This is a genomic window from Cytobacillus solani (assembly GCF_001420595.1).
Lineage (GTDB): Bacteria > Bacillota > Bacilli > Bacillales > Cytobacillaceae > Cytobacillus > Cytobacillus solani.
Genome location: NZ_LJIX01000006.1, coordinates 3,295,238 through 3,316,980, shown reverse-complemented (window position 1 = coordinate 3,316,980; position 21,743 = coordinate 3,295,238). Strand labels below are relative to the sequence as shown.

The following is a 21,743-nucleotide window of genomic DNA, read 5'->3' as shown; positions in this document are numbered from 1 at the left end:
TTTGAAAAGGGTTCTTATTTTTATTTAGCAATTATCCACATTTAAATCGGTCACGGGCCACCAGAAGAATCCATCTTTTTCTAATAATTGATCTGCTTCTCTTGGTCCCATCGTTCCGGATTCATAGTTCGGGAAGTTTTCCGCTTTTTCCGACTCCCAAACCTCAGATATTTTATCGACGAAGCTCCAAGAAAGGGCCACTTCGTCCCAATGGGTAAAGTTTGTTGCGTCTCCGCGCATGCAGTCAAATAATAGCTTTTCATATGCTTCTGGCGTATTGATTCCATCAATCCCTTTATTGGCAAAGTTTAACTTTACAGGTGTAGCCTCCACATTTTGTCCGCTCTTTTTAGCATTCAAATAGAGCGAAATTCCTTCGCCCGGCTGAATGTGGATAACGAGTAAATTTGGATTTAGTGTTTGCTCAGATTGATAGTACAAGTTCATCGGAATATCTTTAAATTGGATAACAATTTTAGTTGACTTTGTTTCCATTCTTTTTCCTGTACGGATATAGATTGGTACGCCTGCCCAGCGGAAATTATCAATTAAGAGCTTTCCAGCGACAAATGTTTCGGTATTAGAAGAAGGGTCCACCATCGGCTCATCGCGATAGGCTGGCACTTCTTCTTCGTCTATTTTCCCTTTGCCATATTGACCGCGGACAAAATGCTCATTGACGGCATCGCCTTCTAACGGCCTCATTGCACGAAGTACTTTTACTTTCTCAGATCTAATTTCTTCTGTTGTCAGGCGAATAGGAGGTTCCATCGCGAGGAGGGCGACCATTTGCAGCATATGGTTTTGGACCATGTCTCGGAGAGCACCGCTTGTTTCATAGTAGCGGCCTCGTTCCTCTACTCCAAGCACTTCACTTGATGTCAACTGGATATTAGAAATGTAGCGATTATTCCATAGCGGTTCAAAAATCGCATTTGCAAAACGGATCACTTCAATATTTTGTACCATTTCTTTTCCTAAGTAGTGGTCAATTCGGTAAATCTCATCTTCTGAAAACGCATTTCTGATTTGTTTATTCAGCTGCTTCGCGGATTCTACATCATGGCCAAAAGGCTTTTCAATGACAAGCCGCTTAAAGCCTGCTACATCTGTCAATCCATCTGCCTTTAAATGCTCAGCAATTGTCCCAAAAAACTCAGGAGCCATTGCTAAATAAAAGATCCGATTTCCCCCTAATCCATAGTGACTATCTAAATCTGATGCCATTTGTTTTAAGGATAGATAGGAACTTGAATCTGTAACATCATGTGAATGATAGTGAAAGTGGGAAATAAACTCATCATGATTTCCGTTTTTATCAGATGCTGCCTCAATCGATTCCTTTACACTTAACTGAAATTCTTCATTTGAGAGTGCACGTCTTGCAACACCTACTACTGCAAATCGTTCAGATAGCTTGCCTTTTTGATACAATCGATAAAGTGATGGGAATAATTTTCTCTTAGCTAAATCTCCTGTTGCGCCAAATATCATAATTAATGCAGTTGGTTTTTCAGTATGTATCACGTTTCTTGAACCTCTTTTCAACAAGAATTCTTTAATTATAAAAGAATAAAGGATGTTTTTCATCATAAATATCTCGCAAATATAGTTTTTCGCGAATACATCCTTCCTATCCAAATGTTTTTAATTAAAGATTATATGGTATAGTAAGTACATTCAATATAGCACGAATTTATTTTTAAAGCTTTAAAGGGGAGTTATGTATGGAAGTCTTTTTTTTAGGCACAGGTGCGGGAATGCCCGCTAAACTGCGAAATGTTACTTCAATTGCGTTGAAATTGCTAGAAGAGCGGGGAGCCATCTGGCTTTTTGACTGTGGAGAAGCAACCCAGCATCAAATTTTACATACATCGATTAAGCCGCGCAGAATAGAAAAAATTTTCATTACCCATTTGCATGGGGATCATATTTATGGGCTTCCAGGACTATTATCAAGCAGATCGTTTCAAGGAGGAGAATCAGAGGTTGTTTTGTATGGACCAAAGGGGATAAAGGAATTTGTTGACATCTCACTATCTGTTAGCCAGACCTATTTGAAATATCCGCTGAAAATAGTAGAAATCAAGGAAGGAATTATTTTTGAGGATGAAGAATTTACAGTAGAAGCAAGGCTTCTTGAACATGGGATTCCTTCGTATGGCTTTCGAGTGAGCGAAAAGGACAGACCTGGTACATTGCTCGCAGATAAGCTTATGGAAGCAGGAGTAAAGCCAGGACCGCTTTATAAAAAAATAAAAAATGGAGAGGCAGTAAAGCTTGAAAATGGAAATGTAATTGAGCCTGGAGCTTTTTTAGGACCTTCGCAAAAGGGACGAATCATAACGATTCTTGGGGATACGAGAATTTGTGAGGCAGCCGCCTATTTAGCCCAAGAGGCGGATTTGCTTGTTCATGAAGCAACATTCTCGAATGGAGAAGAAAAGCTCGCATATGATTACTTTCACTCAACAACTGTTCAAGCCGCACAGGTCGCCAAAGAGGCAGGTGTGAAAAAGCTGTGCTTAACTCATATTAGCTCAAGGTATGATCGTACTGATTGGAATCATCTTGAGGAAGAGGCAAGAAAGATTTTCCAGAATACAGTTATTTCAGAGGATTTTAAGGAAATATCATTGCCAATTTGTAAAGGAAATTGAATTTTTCCGATAATTTTATTGACTTGACTAAAAATGCATACTATAATCTCATTTAAACCTAAACATTATATTTATAAAGCTATGAAGAGTATCTATTAAGTCTTATTTCCCTGTTATAGAGAGTCAGTGGTTGGTGAAAACTGATACAAAGGTAAGATGAATTTCAGCTTGGAGCTTTTTCTTGCTGCATGTATTATGCAGGAAGAACGGAAGAATCCGTTAACATGTCAAGTGGAAAGTCACATGCTTTCAAAAAGGGTGGTACCGCGTGAATCAAATCACGTCCCTTTTAGATAGCTGTGACTTTTTTGTTTTTAGTAAGAAATCGGCCAATTTCTGAACGATTCAATCTTAATTGAAACTAGAGGGGGAGCAAATGATGCAAAATGAACAATGGTCTTCAAAAATTGGCTTTATATTAGCTTCTGCCGGTTCAGCAATTGGACTTGGAGCAATTTGGAAGCTTCCATATGTAACAGGGAATAGCGGGGGCGGTGCATTTATTCTTTTATTCTTAATTTTTTCCTTGCTTATCGGGTTTCCGCTTTTACTAGGTGAGTTTATTGTTGGGCGCAGTACAGGAAAAGAGGCGATTTCTGCATACAAGACGATTGCCCCGAAATCCAGATGGCATTGGATCGGTTATATAGGGGTATTTACATGTTTCCTGCTTCTGTCATTTTATAGTGTAATTGGCGGCTGGATTATTAAATATTTATTTGCAAGTGTTACGGGGGGAATGCCTGCCGAAGCTGATGGCTATGTAGCATTTTTTAATCAATCAGTTGGAAATCCTCTTGAAGTTATTATTTTCCAAGCAATCTTTTTAATTATCACTATTGTTGTTGTTGCAAGAGGTGTGCAGCAAGGAATTGAACAAATTAGCAAAATCATGATGCCCGCTTTGTTCTTATTATTTATCGTTCTAATTGTCCGTTCCTTAACATTAGAGGGGGCAATGGCTGGAGTTACGTTCTTTTTAAAGCCTGATTTTTCAAGCTTAACTTCTGAAAGTGTGCTTTATGCGATGGGACAATCATTCTTCTCATTGAGTGTAGGGGTTTCTGTGATGGTCACGTATAGCTCGTATTTATCCAAAAAGGAAAGTCTCCTGCAGCCAGCGCTATCCATTGTGGCGATGAATCTATTCATTTCTATCTTAGCTGGATTGGCAATTTTTCCAGCTGTGTTTTCATTAGGGTATGAACCTGAAGGTGGACCTGGATTGTTATTTATTGTTCTGCCATCTGTTTTTGATCAAATTGTTTTTGGAAAAGTATTTTTATTGCTATTCCTTTCCTTATTTTTATTTGCTACGCTCACATCCGCTTTTTCGATGCTTGAAATTGTCGTGGCAGCATTGATGTCTAACAAGGGAAAAGGAAGAGGCCGAATGGCTTGGCTAATTGGTGCAGCGATTTTCCTAGTCGGAATTCCTTCTGCTCTATCCTTCAGCACATTATCTGAAATCTCTATTTTTGGTAAAAGTATTTTTGACAGTGCTGATTTTCTAGTTAGTAATATTTTGATGCCGATTGGCGCGTTGCTCATCTCTATTTTCGTATCATATAAAATGAAGAAGGATCTTTTAAGAAGTGAACTGATTCAAGGGAAAAAAAGTTTGAACTTAATTTTTACAGTGTGGTTCTTCCTGATGAGATATGTCGTTCCTCTTGTCATTATTATTGTGTTCCTTGATGCAGTGGGTCTTATTTAAACAATAAAAGGGATGGACATATAAGTGTCCATCCCTTTTATTACCTATACAAGCCATCCGCGTTCATATTGCTTCGGCGAATCAATGTTGACACCAAGCTCTTTCGCTGCTGTGCGCGGCCAGTATGGGTCACGCAGAAGCTCACGAGCAAGGAAAATTAAGTCGGCACGTTCATTTTGCAGAATCTCTTCTGCATGCAGCGGTGCTGTAATTAAGCCTACCGCACCAGTAGGGATACCAGCCTCCTCTTTAATTTTTTCGGAGAACTTTACCTGATAGCCAGGGTACGTGTGAATCCTAGCTGGGACTACTGCGCCAGAGCTAACATCAATAAGATCGATTCCTTGTTCTTTCATCCATTTCCCAAATCGTACATAATCTTCAGCAGTTAAGCCTTTCTCATGATAATCATGTGCAGAAACTCGAACAAATAATGGCCCATCCCATACAGTTTTAATTGCCTCAATGATTTCACGAAGGAAACGATAACGATTTTCAGGAGATCCACCGTATTCGTCTGTCCGCTGGTTAGAAAGAGGGGATAGGAATTCATTAATTAGATAGCCATGGGCCCCGTGAATTTCGATGATATCAAAGCCTGCTTTTTGTGCTCTTTCTGCTCCTTGCTTGAATGCTTCTATTGTTTCTTGTATTTCTTCAATCGTCATTTCTTTTGGCTGTTTCATTTTTTCATTGAATGCTAGAGCGGATGGTGCAAGGATTTCACCCTCAAGCACTGCTTTTCGGCCAGCATGGGCAAGCTGAATGCCGGTTGCTGCTCCATGTTCCTTCATTAAATCAGTGAGTTCCTTTAACCCAGCAATGTGGTCATCGCTCCAAATCCCTAAGTCATTTGGGGAAATCCGTCCTTGTGGAGTGACAGCAGTTGCTTCTAAAATAATCAGTCCTACTTGACCGACTGCTCTGCTCGTATAATGTGTTTTATGCCAATTCTCTACCATGCCATCCTCGTTCGGGCACGAGTACATGCACATCGGTGCCATGACAATCCGGTTTTTAATCGTCGTATTCTTAATCGTAAAAGGGGTAAAAAGCTTTGCTTCCATTCGAAAAACCTCCTCTTATATATGTAGCTTTTCTCTAGTATAACAATCGTTTCTTAAAATGAAAAAGAACTAGCTTCTCTTTTCACGCAATTCACTCAGACGGTACTTTGTTCCCCTCCATATGATGCCGCCTCTTTAAATGTCAAGAAGCTCGCACGGATAATTGAATAAATAAAGACAAGTGCTGTTATTGGAAATAAGAGAAAGGGGAGCGGGGAGAAGGCCGTCATCCGCTTTATGATCAATGTGTAAACAATAGCTAGCAGAAGGATATTGGCTGCACTTAAAGCAATATGGTCTTGGGAAAACAATGTGAAGAAAGGAAGAACTTGTGAAAGGAACACACCGGCTATCGCGAATAGAACCATACTGATCCGATAATGGAGACTGGCAAACGTATTTTTCTCAAGGCCAATTAATGCTTCTTTTAAGCTTCTATACCACTCTACCTCAAGTAATTCCATTGCAGTCACCATTCGCTGATGATGCCCCATTTCCTTCATTTTCTTCCCGAGCATTAAATCATCGTCCGGGCGCATTTTAATCGCTTCATGCGTTCCGAAAGCATGATATCCTTTTTTGTTAGCATATTGAAAGCACCGATGCCCATTCCCGTTTTCGAAGTCGGTCTATTTGCCATCCACGGACGCTTATAGTAAGAAAAGCCAAACATGAAAAAGGCAATAAAGGATTGGAGCATGATGCTTCTTCCATATAGATTTGGAGCGGCAGTTAAGTGATCAAGTTTATTGTTTGTAAAATAGCTGATTGCCTTGCCAATGGTTTGTTCTTGGAATTGAACATCTGCATCCGTAAATAATAAGAGTCTCCGGCGGCTTCTTTTGTACCTGTATAAAGCGCATAATTTTTCCCAAGCCAGCCTTTAGGGAGCTCCTGAATATGAATGATTTTTATTCGTTTGTCAGTTTCCCGCAATTGGTCCATTATCTTTCCAGTTTTGTCAGTAGATCGATCATTCACTAAGACCCATTCAATGTTTTTATAGTTTTGTTTCAGCTGGCTGATGATGCTGCTTTCGATGTTCTCTTCTTCATTCCGAGCTGCAACAATAATTGAAAGCAGCGGTCCATTTATTTGTTCCGCTTCATCTTCCAGCCGTTCTAATTTTCTAAAGCCTGCACTGGCATCAAATAGAACCGCCAGCCAAACAAACAAGCTTAAAAAAAGCAGAGCGGTTAGCATGGAGACACTTCCTTAAGAAATTTGTATAAAAAATTGGCGTTTTGCAAATTTAACTTGATTTTCACAAATATATTATTTGGTTTGCAAATAAACAAAGAATACCGAAAAAAAAAATTTAAAAAGGTTAGTAATCGGGATCTTGCAAAAATTATGTCATATTTCGCAAATATATAAAAACAATTTGCTAATAAACTAATTTACAGAAGGAATTTTTGCCAACTAGATTGAATATATTCTTGACATTACGAAAGGTGTGATCTAATTGATTGTAATGGAACGTGTTAAGCCGGTGAGAGTGCTCAAAAATGAGGCATTATTAAGGCGGCTTCCCAAAAGCCATGTGAAACGTCCCATAATTGAAACTGAACAAGGGAAAAGAACTGCTGGCCCGATTCTCCAAGCGAAGAGGTAGCAAAGTGAATTTACAAACTGGCTAAAAGAGCTAAAAGTTCATTTACCTTCAGAATGTTTAATTACCATTAGCAATCCCTCAACAATTATTAAATCAGATCCCCATCATTATGAAGCACATCAAAAGGTTGTGCGACCACAAGAGATAGTAGAAAAGATCGTTAAAATTAGTAAGCAATTTATGAAGGAGCAATTGTCCTCTTATGAATTAAAAAAAGTAATCAAAACCTTAATAAATAGGCATGTTCCAGAGTCTTTTGATGCCTTAGCCTATTTTAAAATACCCGAAACGGATGTTATTACTGGTGTTCAGTGCAAAGAATGTGAAGTGTTTGGTATGGAACGAATACATGGGACTTGGTATTGTCCATCATGCAAAGCGAAAAATAAAGATGCACATATTCAAGCAATTAATGATTATTTTCTTATAATAAATACAACGATTACGAATAAAAAGCTATGTGAATTTCTCCATTTAACCTCACCATATATTGCTAGCCGTCTCTTAACAAAAATGAACCTTCCCTTTACTGGTACGAAAAAAGGTAGAGTGTATAAGCAAAAACACTAAATTTGTGCTTTGCAAAAATAAGGTAGATCTTGCAAATAAAATGAGTATTTCACAAAAATAAGGTTGATATTGCAAATAAAATGAGCTATTTGCAAAAATAAGGTAGATATAGCAAATAAGAAGAGCATTTCGCAAAAATAAGGTTGGTATTGCAAATAAAATGAGCATTTCGCAAAAATAAAGCGGATCTAGCAAATAAAATCAGCTAATTGCAATTAACCAGCTATACGTTCATTCCTGCAGAGATATCTTCGCCAAGGCGCTTTGATTGGGCAGTTGCTTCTTTTATACAATCGATAAATGCATGCTGTACGCGATAGTTTTCCAAGACTTTCAGTCCCGCTTCTGTTGTGCCGCCAGGACTTGTTACTTCCTTCCGAAGCTGCTTGGGTTCTTTTGCTGACTTTGATAGCATTTCTGCCGCTCCCAGTAATGTTTGTACAATGAATTCTTTTGCGATTTCTTTCTCGAGACCGACGTCGACTGCACTTTTTTCCATTGCTTCTGCCAGATAGTAAATATAGGCTGGGCCACTTCCCGACAAACCTGTCACGGCATCAAGCTGCTCTTCTTCAACGATTGCTGTTACACCAACCGTTGCAAACATGTTTGACACAAGCGTCATCTGTTCAGCTGATACTTTCTGATTGATCGCAAGGGCAGTAGCTGATTTTCCGACAGCTGCTGATGTATTTGGCATGGCCCTTACAATGGCTAATGATTGTCCGGCAAGCATTTCAACACTGTTCATCGATACGCCAGCTAATACCGAAATAATTAGCATTTCCTCTGTTAAGTACTTCTTAATATGCTCTATTGCCTCAGCTGCATCCTTTGGTTTCATTGCTAATATAACAATGCTGGCATTTTGAAAAAGTTCATTTAAATTATAGGTCGTTTGCACATCATATTGATTTTGTAAGGATATTAATTTTTCATGATCTGTCTTGTTTGTAACCCATATTCGCCTGCTATCCATTAGCTTATTTTTTACAATGCCGGCTATTAAAGCCTCCGCCATAGAGCCTGCGCCAACGACTGCTAATTTTTCCATTTCATATTCCTCCAGTGTGAATGAATGTGTAAACAAAAAAGTCCTTCCATCCTGTAAAGGACGAAAGGACTAAGCTATTCGCGGTACCACCTTCAATTACCTTTTTCATCTAACCGAAAAAGGCATCTCGACTCCGTTAACGCCGGAAAACACGTTTAGGTTTGCCTAACCGCTCATAAGGTAGGTTCAATGGTCAAGTGGACGGTGAAGCCTTTCAGCCTGTCGAGCTTCACTCTCTTACGTCTTTTTCCATTTACTGGCCTTACTCATCGCTATTTCCATTCTAAAGATATTAATAGTGATTATGAAGGGGGACAAGCATAGTTGTCAAGAGTTAATTGTTTAAATAAACAGAAAATGATCTTTTGTTATTGTAACTCCAAATGCTCCCTTAATTCATCTTGAACCCTCTGTTTTTCTTCGTCAGGCACAATAAAATAATAAATATCTTTGATTAATTTTCCATCACCGGCAATAGACATTGGTTCTACCGTTTTTGCAGCATTACGGTAATTTTTTTGGATATCGACCATTTCGTTGAAAATAAGGTTTGTCTTAATGTTTTTTCCTAACGCACTAAAAATCTTCTGATAATTTGTTAAGGATGAAAGGCTTGCTCCTTTTTTAATCACCGCCTGGATTACTTCTCTCTGTCTTAGCTGGCGTCCAAAATCACCTCTCGCATCCTCGTATCTCATACGTGAAAACATTAACGCTTCTTTTCCATTTAAAGTGATTTCGCCTTTAGGAAAATGGTTCCCATCAACAGTAAAGTCTAAATCATTGTTTACGGTTACACCACCAACAGAATCGACGATATCCTTGAAGCCCTCCATATTAATTTGCAAGTAGTAATCAATGGGAATATCCAAGAAATCCTCTACGGTTGCCATCGACATTTCAATTCCGCCAAATGCATAGGCATGATTAATTTTATCTTCTGATCCATGACCAACAATTTCTGTTCTCGTATCCCGTGGAATGCTGAGCATTTTGATGGTATTTTGATTTGGGTTTACTGTTAAGACAATCATCGTATCAGAACGTCCACGATCACCTTTGCGCTCATCAACCCCAAGCATTAGAACAGAGAACGGTTCTTTCTTTTCAAAAGTCACCTCTTCCATTCTTTTTTCAGATAATTCTCTTTCAATGGGCTGATGCATGGTGTCAACTGCATCTGTCAATGATTTATATACTGAATATCCGTATACTCCGGTACAGATTAGCATAAATAAAATGACAATCCCAGTTACGCGGAGCCAGGTTCTTTTTTTTCTTTTGGAATCAGATCTCATTTCCTTGTCCTCCATTAAAGGGTAGATCTATATTAATTAAAAGAATAACAGATATTCTTTTAAAAGAACACTAAATACTTATGTGAAGAATGTGAATATTCAATCGTCAGTGGTTCCGAACATTAGGGGAAAAACCGCTATATTTGTCTCACGATTGTTTCCAGTACTAATTAATTATGTGAAAATAATGACAATTACCTAAAAGAGGGTTACACTTATTTATATACACGGAAGTCAGCAAAAATACGTGAAGATAATCCTATCGAGAAATAGTAATTTTTGAGGAGTTGGAAAAATGGCACAGTGGAAAGACGGCATTGCAAAACTAATCATCCCGACCCCTTTTCCAGTCGGAGATGTAAATGTATATGTGGTGAAGGGAGAGAGGCTGACACTCGTTGATGTTGGGCCGAAAACAGAAGAGGCATGGGAGGCATTGACTGAGCAGCTGAAGGAGTTAGCATTAACACCAGAGGATATTGAGCAGGTCGTGCTCACCCATCATCACCCGGATCATTCAGGTCTGCTGGATTATTTTTCACCAGCCTTGGAAGTGTATGGGCATCGATTTAATCAAAGATGGCTTTCCCGTACCGATCAGTTTCTAGAGGCACATGACGAATTTTATCATCAGCTTTTTGGTGAATTTGGCATTCCCGAACAATATTTTCCGCTCATTGGGGCATTGAAAAAAACGCTGCGTTTTGCATGCCATCGTTCTCTTACCGGTGAATTGGCAGAAGGAGATACGCCTGTTGGTCTGGAGGAGTGGATGGTGATTGAAACACCGGGACATGCCCAGAGCCATATCGGTCTCCTGCGTGAAAAGGACGGCGTGTATATAGGCGGGGATCATTTGCTCGCCCATATCTCGCCGAATCCATTATTAGAACCGCCTCTTCCAGGCGAAACGGTGCGTCCGAAACCCCAATTACAATACAATGAATCATTAAGAAAGCTTTCGACGCTTCCGATTCAGCTCGTTTATTCGGGACATGGCGACGATATTTATCAGGTGAACATGCTAATTGAAAAAAGATTGTCTCGCCAGCGCGACAGAGCAATGGATGTAAGAAAATGGCTTGAGACAGAAAGGCTTACTGTTTTTGACATTTGCCGCCGGCTGTTTCCAACGGTCTATGAAAGGGAGCTTTCTCTTACTATCTCTGAAACAATCGCCCAGCTTGACTATTTGTATGCAATCGGGGAAATTAAGGTAAGTAAAGAGGAGAAAGCATTTTTATATTATGTTTAGTTCTAAAGTCAAAGTGAGGTAACTGCATGTCTGATCGATTAAAAAATAAAAATATAATTATTACAGGAGCGTCAGGGGGAATTGGAGCAGAAATGGCTGCGCTTTGTGCCAAGAGCGGGGCGAATCTTGTGCTGCTCGCCCGAAATTTTGAAAAGCTTAATGCCTTGAAGACACAATTAGAAAATCAATTTCATGTTCAAGTTGACGTACATAAACTTGATGTTTCCAATACGGATGATGTGCAGGCTGTTTTTTCAAACATACTTGCTAAGATTGATCACGTCGATGTCCTTGTGAATAATGCTGGCTTCGGGATTTTCCGTGAGGCCCATGAGGCAAAAATTGATGAAATAAAGGGAATGTTTGATGTAAATGTTGTCGGATTGATGGCTTGTACAAGTATGGTGCTGCCAAAAATGAGGCAGAAGCAAAGCGGACACATTATTAATATTGCTTCCCAGGCTGGGAAAATTGCGACGCCAAAATCGAGTGTATATTCCGCAACGAAGCATGCGGTTCTCGGGTATACAAACAGCCTTCGGATGGAGCTTGCCCGCACGAATGTCTATGTAACAGCTGTGAATCCAGGACCGATAGAAACGGACTTTTTTACAATTGCTGATGAAAAAGGCACATATGTTAAAAATGTACAGAGATACATGTTAAAACCCACGTATGTGGCAAGAAAAGTTGTTGATGCCATGCTTACTCCTACTAGAGAAATTAATTTGCCGCGCTGGATGAATGCAGGAAGTATTGTTTACGCACTTTTTCCCCGTATGTTCGAACGGCTTGGCCGAAAGGCGTTCGAAAAAAAATAGCCGCCAGTTCTTGGCGGTTTTTTTTTTGTCTAAAAATAAGGGGAATCCGTTATGTAACCGTAAACAACATCATTAACGATATCATGCAAATCATCTTCCTCTTTTTTTGTTGCAATAATTTTATTATAGATCTCCTCGAATGTTTTGCTGTTTAGTGTGATCGAATCGCCATCCTCATTGTATTGCTTCAAGCAGTTTTGTACCATTTTTAAAATAAGTTTACGATCCATTTTTTTGCCTCCTTCTACAAGATTATACATGCTAAGGGGGGAATAGCTTCTCACGTTTAAGAAATTAGTCGATAAATTCCTGTTGTAAACGAACGTATATTCGATTAATATAATGGATATAATCAGAACAAACGTTCCCTTTGGTTTTAGGAGATGACGAATATGATTGATTACAGCATGATGCCAAAGAACAAAATTCTGTGTGTTGATATGAAAAGTTTTTATGCAAGCTGCTCTGCTGTCATGCGAGGGCTTGATCCGCTTGAGTGCTATCTTGTTGTAGCCGGCAATCAGGAGCGAAAGGGGAGTGTTGTTTTGGCAGCATCTCCCCAGATGAAAAAGGTATTTGGAATAAAGACAGGTGCTCGCCTTTACGAAGTTCCGAATGACTCGCGGATCATCATTGATGAACCGAAAATGGCAACATATTTAAGAGTTGCTGCTGAAATTACACGTGTTTTTAATCGCTATGTCCCGAAGGAGGACATTCATGTGTACAGCGTGGATGAGAGTTTTATTAAAGTCGATAGTGTCCTTCATCTTTGGGGGGATGCATTTACGATTGCAAGGAAAATAAAAGATGATATTGAGCGGGAATTTCAATTGCCGTGTGCTATTGGAATTGGACCAAACATGCTGCTGGCCAAGCTTGTGCTTGATTTAGAGGCAAAAACGAAAGAAATTGCTCAATGGACATATGAGGATGTCCAAACAAAACTATGGAAAGTTTCTCCTTTAAGGGAAATGTGGGGAATCGGGCGCCGTGTGGAAAAAACGCTGAATGGGATGGGGATTTTTTCAGTTGGCCAGTTAGCCAAATATGATTTAGAAAAACTTGAAAAAAAGTTTGGGGTTATGGGCAATCAGCTGTACCATCATGCATGGGGAATTGACCTTTCAGACTTGGGTGCACCGATCATGGAAGGGCAAATCAGTTTTGGGAAAAGTCAAATTTTGTTACGGGATTACAAAGAAGAGCATGAAATCAAGGCTGTTATGTTGGAAATGTGTGAGGAGGTAGCAAGAAGGGCACGAGACCATCGAAAAGCCGCACGCACTGTTAGTTTTGGCGTCAGCTATAGCCAAGATGAATTTGGCGGCGGTTTTTATCGTTCCCAAACAATCGATGAGCCGACGAATATCACAATGGAAATTTACGGTGTCTGTTTAAAACTTTTTCACAAACATTATGAAGGTAAAACCGTTAGGCAAATTTCTATTTCACTTAGCAAGCTTGTTGATGATACGGAAATGCAGCTAAATCTTTTTGATGCGAATGGCTGGAAGAAGCGGGAGTTAGGCTACACCGTTGACCATATTCGTTCTAAATTTGGAGCTGGGGCTCTTTTGAGGGCCGTTTCTTATACAAGCGCAGGAACTGCTAAACACCGAGCAACACTTGTTGGCGGTCATAAAATGTAGACAAGGGAGGATCAATCATATGATTCGGGATCGCGGCAGAATAAAATGGACAGCAATGATGCTTCCTGAACATGTAAAGTTATTGAGAGACTGGGCCGAGGAAGATAGGCACGAACAAAAGCGGGAAATTGACGAGCAGGCATTAGAAAGCATGAACGACTGTATTTCCGAGGCAATGGAATATGGAAGAGCGGTGACACTTACCTACTATCAGCATAAAAATTACCATCTCGTCATTGGGAACATTCATTATTGGGATGAAATCAATCATAAAGTGCATATTGTCGATCACTTCGGGGAGGTACATCAAATTCGAATTTCTGAGATAGCCGATGTGCGGTTTACGGATTGAAAATGAAAAAATGTAAAAAGAAGGGCTAGTTTTCCAATGATTGAAGCAACTTAACATGTAGGAGGTGATTCTTGTGCCAAGAGGAAAAGAGCTTGAACAGCTTCCCATGTCGACGATTGCTTCAGGTGCAGGAGAGGATAGCACGAGGATGGATCGGGAAAATCTCCAAGGAATGATGGATGAGGAAGAAGTGACCCCAGCAAAGGCTGGAAATGACAAGAAAAAGCGAGGTTGAATTCCTCGCTTTTTCTTTATATCCCCTAATTTAATCCTTAGCTGGCTTCGGTGCACGAACAACAGATTCAAATACACCTTTATGGCTTCCATCACAAAATGGAGCGTTGGACGACCTTCCACATCTGCATAGCGAAAATGTTGGCTTCGTAACAAATGGATTTCCTTCCGCGTCAACGAGCTCAACATCACCAGTAATACGATAAGAACCATTATCATTCACTTTAATTGTAACCTTTGACATACATATCTATCCCTTCACAAAATTGACATATTTTCCTCTGATGTTAAAGGGAATGGAGGAAAAAAGCAATAGAAAGGGTCTACATGCCAATTTATGATAAAATCAAGCGATAGAGGGGGTTATATAATTGGAAATTATCGTAACCGAGGAAGCAGCAAATAAAATAAAAGCGAAAATAGCCGGCAAAAATGGCTGCCTAAAGCTAAAATACGATACAGAAGGCTGCGGATGTGTGGTCAGTGGTGTATCAGCTCTTTGGCTCGTAAATGAGCTAGACGATGATGACCATGAGATTAAAACAAATATTGGCAGTATCTATATTGAAAAATCAAAGGAAGTCTTTTTTGAGGAAACAATGACAATCGATTTTTCGGAGAAAGCGAACTGCTTTCAATTAAAAAGTCCAAATCAATACTTAAATCCAAGAATGAGTTTGTATGACCGAAAAATAGTTAAATAGCATGGTAAAAAGTGAAACTTCAAGCGGGGGCCTCTCTTAGAAGTTTCACTTTTTATTTTCCACACAAGCAGATAGGTATGTACCTTAATAGATTTATGAACAACTATTATCACCCCATCCTCTTTATCCTTTTTTAGCTCCTATTATATACAGTTCCTAGCATGTCTACCTGTTGCACAGTATTTTTTAAAAATACCAATATAATTTTTTTGGAGAGAGTCTCCAGAAGGACACTCTCTCATTATTTTATTTCAAATCTTCAATCGAATCAATGTCGACATACTCTGGTACAACTAGTCCATTCTTCGTCCCATGAAGATTTTGTCCAAGGTCAATGAAATCCTTCTTATAGGTATTATAATACTCAACATGCGTAGTTGGGAGCCATGCACCAACCATCCCATCCACACTTCCATTGGCTACACCAGCAAACATTGGCCCAACTTCAACTTGGCTTAATGTCACATCATAACCATTTTGCTCAAGAACCTTGCCAATAACATATGTACTAGCTATTTCTGTGTCCCAAGCAACAAAAACAAGGTTGATCGGTTGGCCACTTCCTGATTGGGCACCGTTTTTCCATTCAGAAACTTTGTCAGGATTGGCATCAACCCACTTTTCAGCCGCTTCTGTTGGATCCATTCCATCTGTAATATCGACCATCACGGCTTCCATATCACTTGGTTCCCAAGAAAATTGATCAAGGATTTTATAGGCACCAGGTGCATCTTGTTCAAGACCTTTTCTTACGATTGTATGAATACTTTCAGCCCCACCAAAGGATCCTTTCGGGTCGTCGAGATATTTCAAATCGAATGCGGAGAACATCCAATGTGGTGACCATCCAGTGATAATAATGGGTTCTTGATTATTATAGGCTTTCTGCAGTTCAGCAACCATTGCAGCAGAAGAGCCTTCAAGTAACGTCCAATCATCTAACTGGTAATCTTCTAGTGCTGTACTTGTCAAACCCATCAAGCCTGCTCCAGGTTCAATCCCAACAATTTCGTATTCTGTTTGGGCACCAATCCCATTCACATTTCCATTCACAGCAGCCTTGTCTTTTGGAATCGCTAATACAATAGCTGTACCAACTGCAAGTAAAGCAAAAATAGAAAAGACTATTTTAGGCTTCACAGCATGCCCATAAGCCGGCTTACGTAAGTTTTGCGTGATACGGTCAAGAATGATGGCGATGAAGACGATCGATAATCCAGCTTCAAAGCCTTGCCCAACGTCAATTTGACTAACTGCCCGGTAAACATCTGCTCCAAGTCCAGGCGCCCCAACTAATGAAGCGGTAACAACCATTGATAGGGCAAGCATAATACTTTGGTTAACCCCAGCCAAAATGGTTGGAGTTGCCAAAGGTAATTGAACTTTGAACAATTTTTGACTGGTAGTTGCACCAAAAGCATTCGACGCTTCAATTAAATCTTTAGGCACTTTCTGAATACCAAGATTTGTCATACGAATGGTTGGTGCAATAGCGAAAATAAAGGAAGCGATAATTCCTGGTACGACTCCAATCCCGAAAAATAAAATGGATGGAATTAAATACACAAATGCAGGCATGGTCTGCATAAAGTCTAAAATAGGTGTAACGATGCTCTGCACTGTTTTTCTTTGCGCACACCATATTCCAATAGGGATACCAATAATGATCGTAAGCAATCCCGATAATAATACAATCGCAAGAGTTTGTATACTTGAATCCCAATAACCAAGATTATCAATCAATAGTAAACTAATGAACGTAAAAACTCCTAATGGCCATCTGCTTGTATAGGTAACTAAAAGAGTCAAGATGAGAATTAAGATGATAGGAGGTCCTACACTTAATACATCCGCTATAACATCCAATAAACCATCGATTAAATTGGTTATAAAGGTAAAAAGTCCAGCCCATGCAATGGTTAACCATGCGACAAAAGAATCTACCCATTCTCCTAAGGGAATTTTGGGAATATCCATTTATTAGTCACTCTCCAATTCATTCAAAGAATCTTTATTTCCCGTTAAAGCACCAATAACGGCCCCGCGTATCACAATTCCTTTGAATCGATTTTCTTCATCAATAACAGATATCGGCAAATTGGATGTTGCAATCACATCCATCAGATCTGTAAGTAATGTATCTTCTGAAACCGTTGGGATATCTGTGGTCATGGCTTCGGCAATGGTTTGATTTTGATCAATGGCTTGACGTGCTTGTTCAGCAGTAATTGCCCCCAACAATTTATTTTTACGGTCTACGATAAATATGCTGGAATATCCTTGATTCCGCATTATTTCCAACGCAACCCTTGGACCTCGGTCTACACCGATTTTTTCTCCTCGCTTCATCACATGTGAGGCTGTTATGATCTTCGATAAATCAACATCTTCAACAAACTTTTCAACAAATTCATTTGCGGGCTTGATCATAATTTCTTCAGGTGTCCCTAATTGAATGACACTGCCATCTTTCATCAGGGCAATTCGATCCCCAATTCTTAGTGCTTCATCTAAATCATGGGTGATAAAAATAATCGTTTTCTGGTATTGTTCTTGAATGCCCATTAATTCATCCTGCATATCTTTACGAATTAACGGATCTAGGGCGCTGAAGGCTTCGTCCATCAAGATAATATCTGTATCGCTTGCAAGAGCTCTAGCTAGACCAACCCTTTGTTGCATTCCACCGCTTAATTGTGATGGGTATTGATGTTCGTAACCTTTTAACCCGACAGCTTCTAAAGCCTGCATCGCTTTTTTGCGGCGTTCATCCGGAGCGACTTTCTTAATTTCAAGACCAAATTCAGCGTTTTCGAGAATTGTTTTATGTGGAAAAAGGGCAAAGTTTTGAAAAACCATACTGATTCTTTTTTGTCTGGTTTCCCGTAATCTTGCGGCATTCATTTTAACGATATCTTCATTTTTTATTAGTATTTCTCCAATTGTAGGATCGATCAGCCTGTTAAACATTCGAATTAAGGTTGATTTTCCGCTTCCAGATAAACCCATGATGACAAAAATTTCACTGGGATAAATTTTAAAACTAACATTATTAACACCAACCGTGAGCCCTGTTTCTTTTAAGATTTCTTTCTTTGATTTGCCCTGTTTCAATAAATCAATGGCAACTTTAGGAGATTTACCAAAAATCTTCGAGACATTCCTGACTTCTACATATGGATTCACCAAATCACCTCATTTTATTAATCGCCTAGTCCCTATTTAGTTTTCCCTATTGTGTATCTCAGTATGAAAGGTTCCAAAGGAGAAGGGAAAAAAGCATGAACTTATTGAATGAAATCCTCATGATGCGGTACAGGAGTATGGATGAAAAGAAAGCAGCGTTAATTGCGATTGCCAAGACAATTTTAAAATAATCCTGTTCTTTATCCAAAATTTACAAAAAACAGGTATGTTCTCTCCCTAACCAACATTTAATGATAAAGATGTTGCTAAAGTGGAGGGAACTGTGTGAATCATAAATGGATTGTCGTATTGCTAACAGTGATGCTATTGCTGACAGCCTGCAGGGCAGTGCCGATGAATCAGGTAATTGAAGAGGACATCCCATTTAATGTAAAAGAAGTTATACATACAGAAAAAGTGAAGGATGGCGTAATTCTGTTATATGTAACAAGGCAGAAAAATGAAAAGAAAGAGGAATTTGATGCGGTCACAGTAGCCTTTTTAAAGGGAAATGATCGGGACGGATGGGAAAATGCGGGGCATAATCATTGGGATTATGATGAAGATGAACTGCTGACTGTCTTTAAAAATGTTTTCTATGAATATAATGGCAATGGCGACTTAGAAAACAGAATCCCTGTGATCTATGGAAAAATAGAAGATAGCAGCATTAACAGTATTGAAGTGATCGGGAATGAAGGATTGGAAAGAGCACAAATGATTAAAAAAGATAGTGGTCGCTACTTTTTTAAAGTAGGGGATTATGAAACTGCTAGGGGTTTGTCAGGGAGTGAAAATGAAATAAAGCTGCTAAAATAAAAAGAGGCCAGCATCAAGGCCTCTTTATTCATGTGAAGACATATTCCTCTAAAAACTCATCAATCACCTTTTCATAATCATTTTTATTCTCGTTCAATGACTGTGCATGGACCCCATTGGAGGCTAAGTAAAGCTTTTTGGGTCCTTTTTTTAATTCATATAAGGCTTCAGACATTGTCGGTAAAATAAAATCATCTTTCTGGCTATGAATAAAGAGAATGGGTTTTTGAATATTCTCAATGACCGAAATCGGGGAAACATCTTTAATTGAATACTTTTGCCGCATGCGTAAAAATAAATCACCGACAGATAGGATAAGCCTTGGCGGCAGCTTCAATTCTCTTTTAATTTGGTAAGCAAGCTGTTCCTTAAAGTCAGAAAAAGGACAGTCTGCAATATAAAAATCTGCACCATCCTCAAGCATACCAGCATAAAGCAGCATCGTTGCTGCTCCCATCGATTCCCCGTGGATCCCTATCTCGATGTTTGGACCGTGCTTTTTTTTCAGCCAGTCCACAATGGTCTTTAAGTCGAATTTTTCATAGTGACCAAAGCTTGTTGTTTTTCCGCCAGACTCCCCGTGGCGGCGATGATCGTAAATCACTGCATTAAACTCGCGTTCTAAAAAAAGATTCATATATTTAATGGAGTTCATTTTATTTTCCGTTACTCCATGAGAAATAATGATAAAGCGATTATTTTTGTGTGGTTCAATAATGACAGTCTTGAGATTATAGCCAAAAGGGGAAGGAATGAGAACTTCTTTCTTTGGAAGCCCGTCATATTCCATTAAATCAAGCCTTCCTGCTCCTTGTTCCCGATCCAAAATAAATTGATCTTCTTTCTTCTTCATATACATAAGCCGATTCGTAAAATAAACACCGATTGATGTGAAAAAGAGAAGGAAAGAAATAAAGTAACGAGTTAAACGAAGCAGTCTTTTCATGTCGATCCTCCCGATAATCTTTTTCTTTATTTTACCATTCTGGAGGGGATTAAAACATGAATTCGACTTATATGGAAAAGGAAAAATAATCACTAATTATTGTCGGCCGAACATTGGAGAAAAAAGATAAAAGGGTATCCAATCGCCCCTATTGGTGAATGAACACTGGAGAAAAAAGACAGAAGGGTATCCAATTGCCGTTATTGTCGACCGAATACTGGAGAAAAAAGACAGAAGGGTATCCAATCGCCATTATTGGTGACCGAACACTGGAGAAAAAAGACAGAAGGGTATCCAATCGCCGTTATTGTCGACCGAACTCCCGAGAAAAAAGTAAGAAGGGTAGCCAATCCCTGTCATTGGCTACCGACTTTCCGGGAAAAAGGATAAAACGGTAGTCAATCGCTCCCGCCAGCTTACTGCTCTGAATTTTGCCGTTTCGTCGGATGGATCGCCTTTTCTAATTCCTCGGCAGCGATTGTTTGATTTACTGTATCACTATTTGGCTTGCCCTTCTGGCTAAAGCCTTTATCTCGTTTCCGGCTCATTTGGAATGGTCCCCCTTTTCGTATGGTTTACCTAATAAGATGGATGATCAAAGGGAAGTTTATTCATTATTTAAACGTTTTGTTGATGAAGGCGATAATAGGTACTTTCAATCGCCCGAGATAAATGCGGCGTGACGATTGAAATCGCCTCAACTAATTTTTCTAAATTAACATTTGTTTGAATCCCCATTCGCTCAAGCATGTAGACGACATCTTCTGTTGCAGCATTTCCTGCGGCCCCGGGAGCAAATGGACACCCGCCAAGCCCACCGGCTGAAGTATCGAACCGGTCAATCCCGGCTTGCAAAGCAGCAAATATATTAGTAAGGGCAAGCTTCCTCGTATCATGGAAATGAGCAGTCAGCAAGGTATCCGTAAACGCCCGCTTCAAGCTGCTGAACAAAGCAAAAGATTCATGAGGCGCAGCCATTCCAATGGTATCAGCCACACTCAGCTCATCAACACCAGCATCAACAAATTGTCGGCATAACCTCAAAGTATCATCCGGCTCGATTTTTCCTTCATATGGACAGTAGAAAGCAGTGGAAATACAAGCACGGACAAAGTATCCTTTCTCCTTTAATTCGCCAATAATCGGCAGGAGCTCAGTCATGCTTTCCTTTGTAGATTTATTGATATTCTTTCGATTAAACGTATTACTGACCCCAACAAAAACAGCAACAGCTTGGCAATTGGTCAAATAAACTCTTTCAATTCCTATACGGTTTGGTGCCAAAACGATGTTGCGTGTTTCGTTATCAAGACAGTCAGCGACAATTTCAGCTGCATCTCCCATTTGCGGAACCCATTTTGGCGAAACGAAAGAAGTAAGCTCCATTTCTGTTAAGCCAGCCATTTTCAATCCCTTAATAAACTCCTTTTTAATCTCTGTAGGCACAAAAGCTTTTTCGTTTTGAAGCCCATCACGCGGACCGACTTCAATAATTGTTACTTTAGCAGGTAATTGCAGCGTCATGTTTTCCTCTCCAGTCTCATAGTTTATAAGGGTAGAATCAAAAGTTGTAAACGTTTTCTACTTGTCTAGGAATTTCTAAAATCGGATATTGTGGGTACTTTGTATAAGGTTTGGTCTACGTTTAGCGCAAGCGTCCTATCGCCTATCAAACTTCAGGTCTCCTCCGCAACGATTGCGTCAACATCGGTTCGCTCACTCACCGTGTTTCCTTTATCGCTGTCGTTGTCCCTTCTGCGTTTGTACGGCGATGATCAAGGCGCTTACGCATT

At 39.6% G+C, this 21,743-nt stretch carries 24 protein-coding genes and 1 other annotated feature; of the genes, 10 read left to right on the top strand and 14 right to left on the bottom strand.

Annotation, left to right across the window (positions count from 1 at the left end; genetic code table 11):
* Nucleotides 1–24: 24 nt before the first annotated feature.
* The gene (zwf, locus tag AN957_RS18460) at nucleotides 25–1,494 is read right to left on the bottom strand and encodes a glucose-6-phosphate dehydrogenase (protein ID WP_053477585.1); all 1,470 of its coding nucleotides are present in this window, start codon (nucleotides 1,492–1,494) and stop codon (nucleotides 25–27) included.
* A gap of 233 nt (nucleotides 1,495–1,727) precedes the next feature.
* Here zwf and rnz point away from each other — a divergent pair, with 233 nt between their 5' ends.
* Both rnz and AN957_RS18450 read left to right on the top strand, forming a co-directional pair.
* The gene (gene rnz / locus AN957_RS18455; RefSeq protein ID WP_053476907.1) at nucleotides 1,728–2,660 is read left to right on the top strand and encodes a ribonuclease Z; all 933 of its coding nucleotides are present in this window, start codon (nucleotides 1,728–1,730) and stop codon (nucleotides 2,658–2,660) included.
* A gap of 72 nt (nucleotides 2,661–2,732) precedes the next feature.
* Nucleotides 2,733–2,951: a binding site (T-box leader), on the top strand.
* Between the two features lie 85 nt (nucleotides 2,952–3,036).
* Complete coding sequence (locus AN957_RS18450; protein ID WP_053476906.1) at nucleotides 3,037–4,377, top strand: sodium-dependent transporter; 1,341 nt, start codon at nucleotides 3,037–3,039, stop codon at nucleotides 4,375–4,377.
* 44 nt (nucleotides 4,378–4,421) lie between these two features.
* On the opposite strand, the gene namA is transcribed toward AN957_RS18450, so the two are convergent.
* The 4 genes from namA to AN957_RS28595 form a co-directional block, all read right to left on the bottom strand.
* Nucleotides 4,422–5,444, bottom strand: coding sequence for an NADPH dehydrogenase NamA (gene namA / locus AN957_RS18445; protein WP_053476905.1), 1,023 nt, complete (start codon nucleotides 5,442–5,444; stop codon nucleotides 4,422–4,424).
* Nucleotides 5,445–5,539: 95 nt separating this feature from the next.
* Nucleotides 5,540–5,962: a hypothetical protein gene (locus tag AN957_RS28605; RefSeq protein ID WP_245637798.1), complete on the bottom strand. Its 423-nt coding sequence runs from the start codon at nucleotides 5,960–5,962 to the stop codon at nucleotides 5,540–5,542.
* Nucleotides 5,962–6,144, bottom strand: a complete 183-nt coding sequence (locus AN957_RS29215; RefSeq protein ID WP_425388914.1) for a hypothetical protein — start codon at nucleotides 6,142–6,144, stop codon at nucleotides 5,962–5,964. Before AN957_RS29215 ends, AN957_RS28605 begins: the two co-directional genes overlap by 1 nt.
* A gap of 32 nt (nucleotides 6,145–6,176) precedes the next feature.
* Nucleotides 6,177–6,647, bottom strand: coding sequence for a glycosyltransferase family 2 protein (locus AN957_RS28595; RefSeq protein ID WP_425388913.1), 471 nt, complete (start codon nucleotides 6,645–6,647; stop codon nucleotides 6,177–6,179).
* A 592-nt stretch (nucleotides 6,648–7,239) separates the two neighbouring features.
* On the opposite strand from AN957_RS28595, the gene AN957_RS18435 reads away from it, so the two are divergent.
* A complete protein-coding gene (locus AN957_RS18435) occupies nucleotides 7,240–7,629 on the top strand; it encodes a hypothetical protein (RefSeq protein ID WP_142108675.1) in 390 nt (129 codons plus the stop codon).
* Between the two features lie 223 nt (nucleotides 7,630–7,852).
* Here the strand turns inward: AN957_RS18435 and proC are convergent, their stop codons facing one another.
* Entirely contained in the window at nucleotides 7,853–8,683 is an 831-nt protein-coding gene (gene proC / locus AN957_RS18430; protein WP_053476902.1) for a pyrroline-5-carboxylate reductase, read from the bottom strand.
* 368 nt (nucleotides 8,684–9,051) lie between these two features.
* The gene (tagU, locus tag AN957_RS18425) at nucleotides 9,052–9,981 is read right to left on the bottom strand and encodes a polyisoprenyl-teichoic acid--peptidoglycan teichoic acid transferase TagU (RefSeq protein ID WP_053476901.1); all 930 of its coding nucleotides are present in this window, start codon (nucleotides 9,979–9,981) and stop codon (nucleotides 9,052–9,054) included.
* A gap of 295 nt (nucleotides 9,982–10,276) precedes the next feature.
* On the opposite strand from tagU, the gene AN957_RS18420 reads away from it, so the two are divergent.
* Both AN957_RS18420 and AN957_RS18415 read left to right on the top strand, forming a co-directional pair.
* Entirely contained in the window at nucleotides 10,277–11,236 is a 960-nt protein-coding gene (locus tag AN957_RS18420; protein WP_056685484.1) for an MBL fold metallo-hydrolase, read from the top strand.
* A 26-nt stretch (nucleotides 11,237–11,262) separates the two neighbouring features.
* Entirely contained in the window at nucleotides 11,263–12,057 is a 795-nt protein-coding gene (locus tag AN957_RS18415) for an SDR family NAD(P)-dependent oxidoreductase (RefSeq protein ID WP_053476899.1), read from the top strand.
* 29 nt (nucleotides 12,058–12,086) lie between these two features.
* Here the strand turns inward: AN957_RS18415 and AN957_RS18410 are convergent, their stop codons facing one another.
* A complete protein-coding gene (locus AN957_RS18410; RefSeq protein ID WP_053476896.1) occupies nucleotides 12,087–12,287 on the bottom strand; it encodes a YqzH family protein in 201 nt (66 codons plus the stop codon).
* A 162-nt stretch (nucleotides 12,288–12,449) separates the two neighbouring features.
* On the opposite strand from AN957_RS18410, the gene AN957_RS18405 reads away from it, so the two are divergent.
* The 3 genes from AN957_RS18405 (at nucleotide 12,450) to AN957_RS28145 (ending at nucleotide 14,296) form a co-directional block, all read left to right on the top strand.
* The gene (locus AN957_RS18405; RefSeq protein WP_053476895.1) at nucleotides 12,450–13,709 is read left to right on the top strand and encodes a Y-family DNA polymerase; all 1,260 of its coding nucleotides are present in this window, start codon (nucleotides 12,450–12,452) and stop codon (nucleotides 13,707–13,709) included.
* A gap of 19 nt (nucleotides 13,710–13,728) precedes the next feature.
* Nucleotides 13,729–14,061, top strand: coding sequence for a YolD-like family protein (locus AN957_RS18400; RefSeq protein WP_053476894.1), 333 nt, complete (start codon nucleotides 13,729–13,731; stop codon nucleotides 14,059–14,061).
* Between the two features lie 73 nt (nucleotides 14,062–14,134).
* On the top strand, nucleotides 14,135–14,296 hold the full coding sequence (locus tag AN957_RS28145) for a hypothetical protein (protein ID WP_056685480.1): 162 nt from the start codon (nucleotides 14,135–14,137) through the stop codon (nucleotides 14,294–14,296).
* 30 nt (nucleotides 14,297–14,326) lie between these two features.
* Here AN957_RS28145 and AN957_RS18390 read toward each other — a convergent pair whose 3' ends face one another.
* Complete coding sequence (locus tag AN957_RS18390; RefSeq protein ID WP_056685477.1) at nucleotides 14,327–14,539, bottom strand: CDGSH iron-sulfur domain-containing protein; 213 nt, start codon at nucleotides 14,537–14,539, stop codon at nucleotides 14,327–14,329.
* Nucleotides 14,540–14,666: 127 nt separating this feature from the next.
* Between AN957_RS18390 and AN957_RS18385 the strand changes: the two genes are divergently transcribed.
* The gene (locus tag AN957_RS18385) at nucleotides 14,667–14,999 is read left to right on the top strand and encodes an iron-sulfur cluster biosynthesis family protein (protein ID WP_053476891.1); all 333 of its coding nucleotides are present in this window, start codon (nucleotides 14,667–14,669) and stop codon (nucleotides 14,997–14,999) included.
* Between the two features lie 246 nt (nucleotides 15,000–15,245).
* Here the strand turns inward: AN957_RS18385 and AN957_RS18380 are convergent, their stop codons facing one another.
* Both AN957_RS18380 and AN957_RS18375 read right to left on the bottom strand, forming a co-directional pair.
* On the bottom strand, nucleotides 15,246–16,976 hold the full coding sequence (locus AN957_RS18380) for a glycine betaine ABC transporter substrate-binding protein (RefSeq protein WP_053476890.1): 1,731 nt from the start codon (nucleotides 16,974–16,976) through the stop codon (nucleotides 15,246–15,248).
* Between the two features lie 3 nt (nucleotides 16,977–16,979).
* Complete coding sequence (locus AN957_RS18375) at nucleotides 16,980–18,185, bottom strand: quaternary amine ABC transporter ATP-binding protein (protein WP_053476889.1); 1,206 nt, start codon at nucleotides 18,183–18,185, stop codon at nucleotides 16,980–16,982.
* A 285-nt stretch (nucleotides 18,186–18,470) separates the two neighbouring features.
* Here AN957_RS18375 and AN957_RS18370 point away from each other — a divergent pair, with 285 nt between their 5' ends.
* Entirely contained in the window at nucleotides 18,471–19,004 is a 534-nt protein-coding gene (locus tag AN957_RS18370; protein ID WP_231690099.1) for a hypothetical protein, read from the top strand.
* A 28-nt stretch (nucleotides 19,005–19,032) separates the two neighbouring features.
* On the opposite strand, the gene AN957_RS18365 is transcribed toward AN957_RS18370, so the two are convergent.
* From AN957_RS18365 to AN957_RS18360, 3 genes are all read right to left on the bottom strand, one after another.
* Nucleotides 19,033–19,950: an alpha/beta hydrolase gene (locus AN957_RS18365; protein ID WP_142108678.1), complete on the bottom strand. Its 918-nt coding sequence runs from the start codon at nucleotides 19,948–19,950 to the stop codon at nucleotides 19,033–19,035.
* Nucleotides 19,951–20,366: 416 nt separating this feature from the next.
* Entirely contained in the window at nucleotides 20,367–20,498 is a 132-nt protein-coding gene (locus AN957_RS28900) for a hypothetical protein (RefSeq protein ID WP_256376264.1), read from the bottom strand.
* A 70-nt stretch (nucleotides 20,499–20,568) separates the two neighbouring features.
* Complete coding sequence (locus tag AN957_RS18360; RefSeq protein WP_053476888.1) at nucleotides 20,569–21,474, bottom strand: hydroxymethylglutaryl-CoA lyase; 906 nt, start codon at nucleotides 21,472–21,474, stop codon at nucleotides 20,569–20,571.
* Nucleotides 21,475–21,743 lie beyond the last annotated feature (269 nt).